This window comes from Chryseolinea soli (genome assembly GCF_003589925.1).
Classification (GTDB): domain Bacteria; phylum Bacteroidota; class Bacteroidia; order Cytophagales; family Cyclobacteriaceae; genus Chryseolinea; species Chryseolinea soli.
The window spans coordinates 6724165-6736175 of the sequence record NZ_CP032382.1; the positions used below are offsets into that span (position 1 = coordinate 6724165).

Here is a 12011-nt window from a genome sequence, read left to right on the forward strand (position 1 = left end):
TCGTGTAAACCCGTAGTGAATGCATGCGAAGAATACGGGTTAATTTTTATGCTGCTTTCATTTTTAGTTCTAAGAATTCATCACATTTTTGCTGCCCAATACCCATCCGTGGCGTCACGTAATTTTGGAGTAAGATTTATACGTTTAAGGTAATATATCCGATAGATAAACAAAGGTTGTTCAAAGATCCCCTCGCCATCTGTAAACCAAATCAACATTTTTTGTCAGCAATGAAAAAGTACAGCATGTACCTGTGGGTTGCCCTGATCGTTATCAGTATGCCCGTTACACTCAAGGCTCAAATGGGCATGGGAAAGATCGAAGAGATCGAGGCGGTGAAAGGCCGCAAGCTTATTGTCATGATCGAAGAGCCCCGCGAGCGCATTTTGAAGCGCATCGAGAAGAAACCCAAACTCGGTTCGGTGGAAGACTATAAAGCCGATCTTGCCAAATACAACGCCAACATCAAAGAAGTTGTAGAAAAATTCTGGCCCTACGACAAAACGGGCATTCAATACAAGACCTTCGACGAGATCCGTGCGCTGGCCAAGACCAAAACAACGGAGTATGCCGTGCTCGCCTGCATTTCCATGAAAGCGAGCAACTATCACTCCGGCTACGTGCTCAACAATGGTCTGCATTGGGTGAAAGATATCAAGGAGGATTTTGAAGACCGCAACGACAAGATGTTCACTTCCATCCTGGTGAACACCATCGAAGACTTTGGCGGCGCACCCGTTTACCACACACCTTTGTTCGACGTGTTCCCCTCCAAGGCAGGCCTCGTTTATGGTGTACGCGCCATCGAAGGCTATTTCACCATGCGCATCAAGAACAAAAAGGACGGTGAAAAACGCAGAGACCTCAACGAACAAGCCATGGCCGCCATGGCTGCCCGCGCACCGCAGATCGCTAACAAAACACTGATCGTCCGCTCGGAGTGGCTTGATGAAGACCTCACGGAATCAAACATAAAGAACGTTTATCCCTATCCCTACAAAGTGGTGGATCGCGAAGAAATGGACCGGATCGTGATGAAGCAAGACGCGAAGTATGCCTACGCGGTGGTGTTACCCTACGTGGTCTCGAGCAGTCATACCAATTTCGTGCTTTACTTCCACTATATCATGGACGCCGCCGACAGCCAATCCTCCGCCTTCGTAAAACCCAGCCAGGGTGCAGCCATGGGCGCGGCCTATTCCGGTAAAGCAGGCCACACCAACTTCACCGAAAAGATCTTCACCAAAATGACGGAGCAGATCCAAGGCAAGAAATAAGCGCATCCACAAAAAAAAGCCGGCGTGGGTTTTCTATAACCACGCCGGCTTTTTTATATACGGACTATACGCCAATAGAATCGAGATATTAAATAATGTCCCACAACTCGTTCAACACCGGCAACGCCTGGTGTGCCGTCAGATCAAACTGGCACGGCACGACGGAGACATAGTTGTTGGCAATCGCCCATTCGTCGTTGTCTTCGCCTTTGTCGAAGTTCACAAAGTTGCCGGCCATCCAGAAGTAGCGGCGGCCGTTGGGGTCGTAGCGCTCGTCGAATTCCTCCACCCACTTGGCGTTGGCCTGGCGGCAGAGGCGGATGCCTTTGATGGCCTCGTTGCGCTTAGGGGGAAAGTTGACATTGAGGGCGATGCCTTTGGGCAACCCCTTATCGAGCACTTGCTTAGTTATTTTACGAATGTATTCTTCGGCATGCGAAAAGTCGGCATCGTGCGAAAAGTCGCAGAGCGAAAAGCCAATAGCAGGAGTTCCCTCAATGGCCCCTTCGATAGCAGCCGACATGGTACCCGAATAGAGTACGCTGATAGAAGTGTTGCTGCCATGATTCACGCCGCTCACCACCACGTCGGGTTGGCGTTGCCCTTTCAACACAAAGTGGCGGGCCATCTTCACACAATCGGCCGGTGTGCCGGAACACTCATAGGCCTTGACGCCCTCGAAGATAAAATTCTCTTCCAGCCGCAACGTCTCCCCCACTGTAATGGCGTGACCCATACCGGATTGAGGACCGTCGGGTGCCACCACGATCACGTCGCCGAGGGTCTTCATAACATTGATGAGGGTGAGGATGCCTTTGGACGTAATGCCGTCGTCGTTCGATACCAGGATCAGGGGCTTCATGGGTGAGGGTTGTGTGTTGTTGCCTGAAAAAAAATACCCGCTTACATCAGCGAGTTGTAATAGGCCACAATTCTAACAAAATCGGAGCGATCTTCATACCGCAGCTTGTTGGCTTTCATATATTTTTCGACCTCTTCCGATTTCTTTCCCATCAGTTGCAACAAGTCGGCCTTGTTGCCCGTGAATTCGGTGATGTTGCCATTCTCGTCGAGCACGTAATAAGTATACACCAACACTACGCGTGAATATGACGACATCGGGCTGTAGAAGCCGCCATAATAAGGCGAGCTATTATAAATTCTGGTCTCCAGCGATTCGCGCGACAGCAGGGTGAGTGCGCCTTCGGTGAGGAGTTCGAAGAATACCGGTGTTTTATAGTCGGCACCCGAGGCGGCGCCCACATAAGGCAACGCAAAGAACTGCCGGTAGCGGCGCACCGACGCGTCGAAGATCTCGAAGAACAATACTTTGCGGGCGCTGAAGGCTTCGATGCGCTTGTCGGCCATCGTGTATTGCACCAGGTTTTGGGAGAGGTCGTATTTCACCAGGCCACGCAAGGTGTCGCCTTCCACCAACACGATCTTTCCTTCGTGCCAGAGCTCGGAGGGGAACTGAGCGTGGGCGATGCCGGTGCTCAGCAAGGTTAACAATATTAAAAGTCCTCCCGCCATCCGGGGCGAAAGACTTCTCTCTTCTTTGCGCATGCCAACTAATGAAAACAATCTCATGTATGCTTTAAAATGGTATGACCCAGCTTATCGCGTTTTGTCAATAAATACTTTTCGTTATGTGGATTGGGCACAATTTCGATGGGCACATTGTCAACGATCTCCAATCCGTAGCCCATCAGGCCTACACGCTTCTTGGGGTTGTTGGTGATGAGTCGGATCTTTGTTATACCCAAGTTACGAATTATTTGTGCACCTACGCCATAGTCGCGTTCGTCCATATCAAAACCCAGTTGCAGGTTGGCTTCCACGGTGTCGAGCCCTTGTTCCTGCAACTTGTAGGCCCTCAGTTTGTTCAAGAGCCCGATGCCTCTTCCCTCCTGTTTCATATAGAGCACCACGCCTTTTCCTTCGCGGTCCACCATTTCCATGGCCTTGTGCAACTGCGGTCCGCAATCGCAACGGCACGACCCGAAAATGTCGCCCGTCACGCACGAAGAGTGCACGCGCACCAGCACGGGTTCGTCCTTTTCCCAGGTTCCCTTTACTAACGCTAAATGTACTTCGTTGGTATTGAGTTGGTCAAAAGCCACCAGGTTAAAGTGGCCGTGTTCCGTGGGCATATCCACCTCGATCTCGCGCTTGATCAGGGTTTCTTTTTTGATTCTATATTCGATCAGGTCTTTAATGGTCACCAGCTTCAACTTGAAACGTTCGGCCACTTTTACCAGGTCGGGCAGGCGGGCCATGGTGCCGTCTTCGTTCATGATTTCAACCAATACACCGGCGGGTTTGAACCCCGCCAGTCGCGCAAAGTCTATGGCGGCCTCGGTGTGGCCAGAGCGACGGAGCACGCCGCCGCGTTTTGCTTTCAAAGGGAAAATATGGCCGGGGCGGCCCAGTTCTTCGGGCTTGGTTTCGGGATCTACCAGGGCGCGGATGGTTTTGGCGCGGTCGTGGGCGGAGATGCCGGTGGTACAGCCGTGGCCGATCAGGTCAACCGATACGGTGAAGGCCGTTTCGTAGACGGCCGTGTTGGTGCCCACCATCATGTGCAGACCGAGTTCATCACAACGGTCTTCCACCAGCGGGGTGCAGATGAGGCCGCGGCCGTGGGTGGCCATAAAGTTCACGATCTCGGGGGTGATGCACTCGGCGGCGCAAATGAAGTCGCCTTCGTTTTCGCGGTCTTCGTCGTCCACCACGATGATCACTTTGCCGTTCTCTATATCTTCGATGGCCTCCTCAATGGTATTCAGTTTTATAGCACTCATAGTCGTTGTTTCCTCTCGTTTTAAACCGCCTTCTGGTGGGTCAGCATAGTAACAAAAAAGTTCTTTTGCGCGTTCCTGGCTATCCTTTGTTCACTACAATGCCGAGCATGACCGCCAGTTCTTTCTCTGCATTTTTTAATTGTTCGTGGATGGTGAAGTGCTTATCCTGGTCTTCTTCGGTGGTAGCCTTTCGCCATTCTGCTTTATTGTCTTCGACCAGCTTCTGTATCATTCTGAATTTCAGGCGCAATACGTTCGTATAGGCCAGGTCATGCAAAACTTCCTTTTCGTGGGGGAAGAAGATATTCTTTTCCGGCCAGTGCTTGCTCACTTCATAGCGGGGTGTGGTGAGTTCGGCCACGACGCCTTTCACGGCGGCACTGCCATGCTCCATAAAGTACATCGTGTCCACCACTTCGCCCCGTTCGGCGCCGTCTTTGAAGCCCTGGTATATTTCTTTTAGTATGGGATCGGTGAACTCCACATCATCCAATTCGGTGAGCATGAAATCGACAAGGCGTTGCTCGTCATAGCTATTTTCAGCATAATTCAGGAGCAGGCGTATCGACTCGCGTTCCTGCAACTGCACCATCGTGTTTTCGTCGGCTTTCGTTTCCGTTACCGGCGGCTCGTTCATGAAATCGGGAGGTGGCTCCTGGACTTCGCGGCCGCGGTCCTGGTCTTTCTTCTTCCGCTCGCCGATCACGATCTTGTTCATCTCCGAGAGCAACACCGTCTCCGACATGCGCAGGAGCTGGCTGGTCTCCTGGATATAGACCGACCGTTTGATCGGGTCCGGGATCAGTGAAATGGTGCTGACGATATCGCGGATGGCCTCTGCTTTCTTGATGGGATCGTGGCCCGCATCTTTGGCGTGAAGGTCGATCTTGAAGGAGATGAAATCCTGCGTGTGGTCTTTCAGGTATTGCTTGAAGGCCGTGCTTCCCATCTTTCGCGAGAAGCTGTCGGGGTCTTCGTTGTCGGGGAAGAGCAACACGCGCACGTTCAACCCGCCTTTCAGGATCAGGTCGATACCGCGCAACGCCGCTTTCACACCGGCGGCATCGCCGTCGAAGAGCACCGTCACGTTTTCCGTGAAGCGGCGGATGAGTTTGATCTGTTCTTCGGTGAGCGCCGTACCCGACGAGGCCACCACGTTGTCGACATCCGACAGGTGCATGGAGATCACGTCCGTGTAGCCTTCCACCAGATAGCAGGAGTCTTCGCGGCGTATAGCGTTCTTGGCCTGATACATACCATAGAGCACCTGGCTCTTGTGGTAGATCTCCGTTTCGGGAGAGTTGATGTATTTCGGTTGATCTTTTTCTTTCGTGAGAATGCGCGCACCAAAGGCGATCACCTTCCCGGCCAGGTTGTGCACCGGGAAAATCACCCTTCCGCGAAAGCGGTCATAGAAACGACCGTCGTCGCGTTTGATGATGAGGCCGGCTTTGTCCAGCATCTCTTCGCGGTAGCCTTCCTGCAACGCCCGCTTGTTGAAATCGTCCCAGGCGTTGATGGCATAGCCCAATTCGAACTTCTCGATGGTGCGGTCGTTGAAACCGCGTTCGCGGAAATAGCTTAAACCAATGCCGGTGCCTTCGTCGGTGTGGAGCAGGCGCTGTTTGTAGTGCTCCTTGGCATAGTTCATCACGATGTAGAGGCTGTCGCGCTCCGTGGCCTGGAGGGCATACTCCTGCGACTGGGCTTCCTCTTTGATCTCGACACCGTATTTCTTGGCGAGGTAGCGGATGGCCTCCATGTAGTTCATCCCCTCGTGTTCCATCACGAAGGTGATGCCATCACCGCCTTTGCCGCTGCTGAAATCCTTGAAGATCCCCTTGGAAGGAACCACGTAGAACGACGCCGTTTTTTCGTTCGTGAACGGGCTGAGGGCCTTGTAGTTCTGGCCGGAACGCTTGAGGGTCACAAAATCGCCGATCACATCGACAATGTCGACCCGGTTCTTTACGTCGTCTATGGTCTCGCGGGAAATCACCTTTTATCGTTGCTTGGGGAGAAGTAAAAAAATAAGGCCTCCTCCTCAAACTTTGCGTCAAAGATAGGGGTTCGGATAATACGCGAATAACTTTTAACCATTAACAGTTTACCGCTAACTTGCGGCCACTTTAACACGACGGAATTAGATGAGTTTTACCCAAGCCGACATTCTCAAAGCCCTTTCGACAGTAGAAGACCCCGATTTCAAGAAAGACCTGGTGACCCTGGGCATGATCAAGGATGTAACCGTAAGCCCTGAAAGCGTGAGTTTTACGGTGGTTCTGACCACCCCCGCCTGCCCCCTCAAAGAGAAGATCCGCCAGGATTGCGAGGATGCCGTCGACAAGGTTGTAGGGGCCAATGTGGCCATCAACATCAAGATGACCAGCTCGGTAACTACCCTCCGCGACAATGCTCCCCTGCTGCCGGGCGTAAAAAATATCATTGCCATCGCCTCCGGCAAGGGCGGCGTGGGCAAATCGACCGTAACGACCAACCTGGCCGTGGCGCTGGCGCAATCCGGGGCCAAAGTGGGGCTGATCGACGCCGATATTTCGGGCCCTTCCATCCCGGTGATGTTCAATTGCGAGTTTGAGCAACCCTCTGTGAAACAGGTAAATGGGAAGAATATCATCATTCCCATCGAGCAATATGGCGTAAAACTGATCTCCATCGGCTTCCTCACCCCGCCCGACAGCGCGGTGGTGTGGCGGGGTCCCATGGCCAGCGCCGCCCTGAAGCAGTTCTTTAGCGACGCCGACTGGGGCGAACTGGACTACCTCCTCATCGACCTCCCTCCCGGCACCAGCGATATTCACCTCACCCTGGTGCAAACCGTGCCTGTGACGGGTGCCGTGATCGTGACCACACCCCAAAAAGTAGCCCTGGCCGACGCCAACAAAGGCATGTCGATGTTCCGCCAGCAACAGATCAATGTGCCCATTCTGGGTGTTATTGAGAATATGGCCTATTTCACTCCGGAAGAATTGCCGGATAACAAGTATTATATCTTTGGAAAAGGCGGCGGACAGAACCTCGCGGAGAAATACAACGTTCCTTTGCTAGGACAAGTGCCTTTGGTGCAGAGCGTTCGCGAAAGCGGCGACAGCGGACTCCCGGCCGTATTGAAGGAAGGCGTTACCGCCGATGTATTTAAAGACTTGGCCAAAACATTGGCACGTCAAATTGCCATAAGAAATGCTAACTTTACACAAACGCAACGCGTTGAACTGAAAGTCTGATGAGCACGATAGAAGAACTTACCCTGAAAATTGAATCTTCACTCGATTCCATCCGTCCCTATCTCAAGGCCGACGGTGGCAACGTGAAGGTCAGTCACATTTCGGACGACCATGTGGTGCAACTGGAGTTCGTGGGTGCCTGCGGCAATTGCAGCATGTCTACCATGACCTTTAAGGCTGGTGTGGAAGCGGCCATCAAGCGCGACGTTCCCGAGATAAAAGCCATCGAGGTGATCAACCTCACCCCGGTAAACCATTAGGCGTTGTCGTCATATCCCCGCCAATGATCAATTTCTTTCCGGCATTGGTCTACGCATACATATTACTTTCTGCCCGGCCAGCGTTACGCTGTTACAAAAGGGTTACTCTTTACTATATTTGAAAGATTAATGATGCAGGTATTTAACCAGGATCTCTGTGCGGATTGACTCCTCTTACTTCAAAATTATATTCCTTCAATGCCTCCTCGTTGTGGTCTCCTGGACGGCATTTTCACAGGAACGCTGCGGCACCGTAGAATACAACAACAAGCTGCTGAGCGACAAGCTGAAGCTGGAAAACAATCCCCAGTTCGAAAAGTGGCTGCAACAAAAGATCAGCGCCAGAGCCCGTACCCAAAGCGCGCAACGAGACCAGACCATTACCTACACCGTGCCCGTGGTGGTGCACGTGATCCACAACGGTGAGGCCTTGGGCGTGGGCCGCAACATCCCCGACGCCCAGATACTTTCGCAGATCGACGTACTCAACAAAGACTATCAACGGCTCAACACCGATGCGTCCCAGACCCCGAGCGAATTTCAGTCCGTGGCCGCCAGCTTTAATGTGCAGTTCGTGTTGGCCAAGCAAGACCCGGAGGGGTTGGCCACCACCGGCATCAACCGCGTGCAAGGCTCCAAGACCTCGTGGAGCATCAACGACAACTATGACCTGAAAGCCCTGAGCTATTGGCCGGCCGAAGACTACCTCAACATTTGGGTATGCGACCTCACCTCCCTGCTGGGCTACGCGCAATTCCCCGTGTCGAACCTCGACGGTCTCGAAAACTCTTCCACCAACCGGCTGACCGACGGCGTAGTGATCGCCTACGATGCCTTTGGCTCCAATGATTATGGCAACTTCAGCTTGTTGGCCAACTTTGCCAAAGGACGCTCGGCCACGCACGAGATCGGCCACTTCTTTGGCCTGCGCCACATCTGGGGCGATGACGGCACCGACTGCAGTGGCACGGACTATGTAGACGATACACCGAATCAATCCGGCAGCACCAGCGGTTGCCCCACGCAGCCGCACGTAACGTGTAGCGTAGACGCCATGTTCCAAAACTATATGGACTACACCAACGACGTGTGCATGAACCTGTTCACCGAAGGCCAGGTAGCCCGCATGACGACCGTGATCGAAAACAGTCCCCGCCGCCTGAGCCTGCTCACATCGCATGGCCTGAACGACCCGGCGCCCGTAGTAAACGACCTGGGCATCAAGACGGTGCTGGCACCTTTGTCGGGAGAATGCAGCACGCCGGTGTTGCCCACCATCGAGATCCGTAACTATGGGTCCAACACCATTTCATCGGCCCGGATCCAGATCAGTGAGAACGGCAGTGTGGTGGAGACAAAAGATTTTACGTTTGCCCCGGCGCTGGGCACACTGCAAAGCACCACGGTGAGCTTCTCGCCGCTCATTTTCCTCGTAGGCTCCAGCCTGGTCACCTTCAATGTACTGAAAACCAACGGCACCACCGATGGCCAGTCCAACAACAACAATGGACAGCAAGTGGTGGAAGTGCCCTATAGCATTGCCTTGCCTTTCCTGGAACCCTTCAACACCATACCGAGCACCTGGAAGATCGAGAACCCCGATCAGAAAGTGACCTGGGCGCTGGCCACCACGCCCGTGAACGGCTCGAACAAAGCCATGGAGATGGACTTTTTCAATTATGAAGACAACCTGGGCGAGATCGATCCCCTGCTCACGCCCACGTTCAGCCTGATCGGCGCGCCAGCGGCCCTGCTCAAATTTGACGTCGCCTATGCACGGTTTCAATCCAGCAGCGATGGCCTCAAGGTTGTGGTGCTGACCAACTGCAGCGCCGACATCACACAAGGCACCGTCGTGTATGATAAATCAGGTGCTACACTAGCCACCACCAACAGCACGGGCAGCGCCTTTGTGCCCACCGCCGACCAATGGCGCACGGAACAGATTGACCTGAGCAGCTATGTTGGCCAGCAAAATCTGCAGATCGCTTTTGTGGGGGTGAACGATTGGGGCAACAACCTGTACATCGACAACGTGTCGCTCACCACCACGCCGATCTATGACGCCACATTGCAAAAAGTGCTTTCGCCTTATCCCGTCACCTGTCTGCAAGGAACGGTTCCGGTGCTGCGGGTGAAAAATTCGGGCACCCTGATCAATTCGCTGAAGGTGACCACCACCCTCAACGACCATGCCTACACGCAGGTGATCACCGGGCTGTCGATTGACGGCGGCACCACCAAAGACATTACCTTGAACTCGCTGCCGTTGGCCGACGGAGAAAACGCCATCCATTTCGAACTCTCCGAACCCAACGGGCAACCGGACTTCAACACAGCCGACAACGCGATGGATATAAAAACCGTCGTCAACCAATCAGAGGACTTCATTCCCCTGCGTCAAAACTTCGAGGGAACCTTCACGCCACAATGGACCATTGTGAACCCGACCGACGGAATGATCTGGCGCCCCATCGACCTGACCGGCAACAAGGCCGTTTACTTCAACGCCTTCGACAACACGGTGGCCGACGACCAGGCCTGGCTGGTGAGCCCGGTGCTCGACTTTGGCGACGCCACCGAAGCGAGCGTATCGTTTGACGTTTCCTATTCAGCGAACAGCACCAAGAACGACGTGCTTCGCATCCTGGCTTCCCGCGACTGCGGCAATACCTACCAGGACACACTCTTCACTGCCAACAGCGCGTCGCTGGCCAGTGGCCGCGCCACCACCTCCAGTTGGAAGCCCTCCACGACTTCAGACTGGACGACAAAAACCACTACGCTGACCAGCCTGGCCGGCCAGCCCGAAGTGCGCATCGCCTTTGTGGTGACCAATGGCCACGGCAACAACCTGTACCTGGACAACATCGAATTCTTTGTCACCGAAACGCACATCAAGGCCACGGAACCGTTCACGGTCTATCCTAATCCAGCGGCCGGGGGCAACGCCAACATCACCTTTAACATCTCGCAAAAAGGACCGGTCGAATTAGAGGTGGTGGATACGATGGGCAAGATCTTGATGACACAGACCCTGTCGGATGTGCTCAACCAAACCTATCCCCTTTCGCTTTCCTCCGTGGCCACGGGTGTTTACCTGGTGCGGGTGACGTCGGGATCGGAGACGCACTTGAAGAAGCTCATCGTCATCAATTAGAATTTTCGCTCTCATCGACGCTTTTCTTCGCTCAACGGCACGCGTTCCTTCCTCTATTATTCACTATCTTTCGGCATTGAAAACCTCGCCTTCATGCCAAAAAAGAAGAAAGTAGCCATCCTCTATGGCGGCCGCTCAGTGGAGCACGCCGTATCGGTCAATTCGGCCCGCAACATTTTTGAGTTCCTCGACAAATCCAAATTCGAACCCCTGCCCATCGGCATCAGCAAAAGCGGCCAGTGGTTTCTCACCGAAGGCGTTAGCAAAGACATTCAGAAAGGACAAACGCTTGGACTTTCACTGAATGCCGGCAAGCCCACCTTCCTGCTGGAGAAAAGCGGCGAAAAGTTTTCCGTCGACGTCCTCTTCCCTGTGCTGCACGGCACCGATGGTGAAGATGGCAGCATCCAGGGGTTGATCAAAGCGATGGACCTGCCCATGGTGGGCACCGGTGTGCTGGGCTCATCCCTATCCATGAACAAGATCGTGGCCAAGCGTCTCATGCGCGAAGCCGGTTTGCCGGTGACGGACTTTGTGACGTTCCGCTATGACGAAAAAGATAAGATCAGTTTCACCGCCCTCTCGAAAAAACTCGGACTGCCCTTCATGGTGAAGGCCGCCAGCCTCGGCTCGTCCGTGGGTGTGGCCAAGGTGAAATCGAAAAAGGATTTTGCCGCGGCTGTGGAAGAAGCCTTCAAATACGATGACGAGATGTTGGCCGAACAATACATTACGGGGCGCGAAATAGAATGCGCCGTGTTGGGCAACAGCCCGCCGGAAGCTTCGCAGCCCGGTGAAATTGTGATCAGCAAAAATTACGAATTCTACACCTTCGATGCCAAGTATGTGGACCCCGATGCCGTGCGCATCGACGTGCCCGCCAAGTTGCCCAAGGCCATTGCCGAAAAGATCCGGAAAGCGTCTGTGAAAGCCTACGAGGCCCTGCATTGCAAAGACTTTTCACGCATCGATCTTTTCCTGGATAAGAAAGGAAATATCTACATCAACGAGATCAACACCATCCCCGGCTTTACCAATTCCAGCATGTATCCCATGATGTGGAAAGAGCGCGGCGTGAGCTTTGCCGAACTGATCACGCGGCTGCTCACCCTGGCCCAGGAGCGTTACGACCGGGGCAAACGCATAGAGCGCGATTTTCAATCGTCCCTCAAATTCTGATGTGTATATTTGTATAGTGCGGATACCCTAAACACGAAAACCACCCGGATGCCGTCTACTTTTGTCGTCGCCGCCGGATATACAAGCCT

The 12011-nt window shown here is 53.5% G+C and carries 9 protein-coding genes; 5 read left to right on the forward strand and 4 right to left on the reverse strand.

What is annotated here, in order from left to right:
* Positions 1-230: 230 nt before the first annotated feature.
* Positions 231-1277: a hypothetical protein gene (locus D4L85_RS28050; RefSeq protein ID WP_119757417.1), complete on the forward strand. Its 1047-nt coding sequence runs from the start codon at positions 231-233 to the stop codon at positions 1275-1277.
* A gap of 88 nt (positions 1278-1365) precedes the next feature.
* Here D4L85_RS28050 and surE read toward each other — a convergent pair whose 3' ends face one another.
* The 4 genes from surE to dnaG form a co-directional block, all read right to left on the reverse strand.
* Positions 1366-2139 (reverse strand): 5'/3'-nucleotidase SurE, encoded by a 774-nt coding sequence (gene surE / locus D4L85_RS28055; protein WP_119757418.1) that lies wholly within the window; start codon positions 2137-2139, stop codon positions 1366-1368.
* 41 nt (positions 2140-2180) lie between these two features.
* Entirely contained in the window at positions 2181-2867 is a 687-nt protein-coding gene (locus D4L85_RS28060) for a hypothetical protein (RefSeq protein ID WP_160144052.1), read from the reverse strand.
* On the reverse strand, positions 2864-4081 hold the full coding sequence (locus tag D4L85_RS28065) for a bifunctional 3,4-dihydroxy-2-butanone-4-phosphate synthase/GTP cyclohydrolase II (protein ID WP_119757420.1): 1218 nt from the start codon (positions 4079-4081) through the stop codon (positions 2864-2866). Before D4L85_RS28065 ends, D4L85_RS28060 begins: the two co-directional genes overlap by 4 nt.
* Positions 4082-4160: 79 nt before the next feature.
* Positions 4161-6080, reverse strand: a complete 1920-nt coding sequence (dnaG, locus tag D4L85_RS28070; protein ID WP_119757421.1) for a DNA primase — start codon at positions 6078-6080, stop codon at positions 4161-4163.
* A 148-nt stretch (positions 6081-6228) separates the two neighbouring features.
* Between dnaG and D4L85_RS28075 the strand changes: the two genes are divergently transcribed.
* The 4 genes from D4L85_RS28075 to D4L85_RS28090 all read left to right on the forward strand — a co-directional run bounded on the left by D4L85_RS28075 (position 6229) and on the right by D4L85_RS28090 (position 11922).
* On the forward strand, positions 6229-7323 hold the full coding sequence (locus tag D4L85_RS28075; RefSeq protein ID WP_119757422.1) for an Mrp/NBP35 family ATP-binding protein: 1095 nt from the start codon (positions 6229-6231) through the stop codon (positions 7321-7323).
* Positions 7323-7583: a NifU family protein gene (locus D4L85_RS28080; protein ID WP_119757423.1), complete on the forward strand. Its 261-nt coding sequence runs from the start codon at positions 7323-7325 to the stop codon at positions 7581-7583. Before D4L85_RS28075 ends, D4L85_RS28080 begins: the two co-directional genes overlap by 1 nt.
* Before the next feature lie 157 nt (positions 7584-7740).
* Positions 7741-10743 carry a T9SS-dependent choice-of-anchor J family protein gene (locus D4L85_RS28085; protein WP_119757424.1) on the forward strand — a complete coding sequence of 1001 codons (3003 nt, stop codon included), beginning with the start codon at positions 7741-7743 and terminating at the stop codon, positions 10741-10743.
* A gap of 93 nt (positions 10744-10836) precedes the next feature.
* A complete protein-coding gene (locus D4L85_RS28090) occupies positions 10837-11922 on the forward strand; it encodes a D-alanine--D-alanine ligase family protein (RefSeq protein ID WP_119757425.1) in 1086 nt (361 codons plus the stop codon).
* Positions 11923-12011 lie beyond the last annotated feature (89 nt).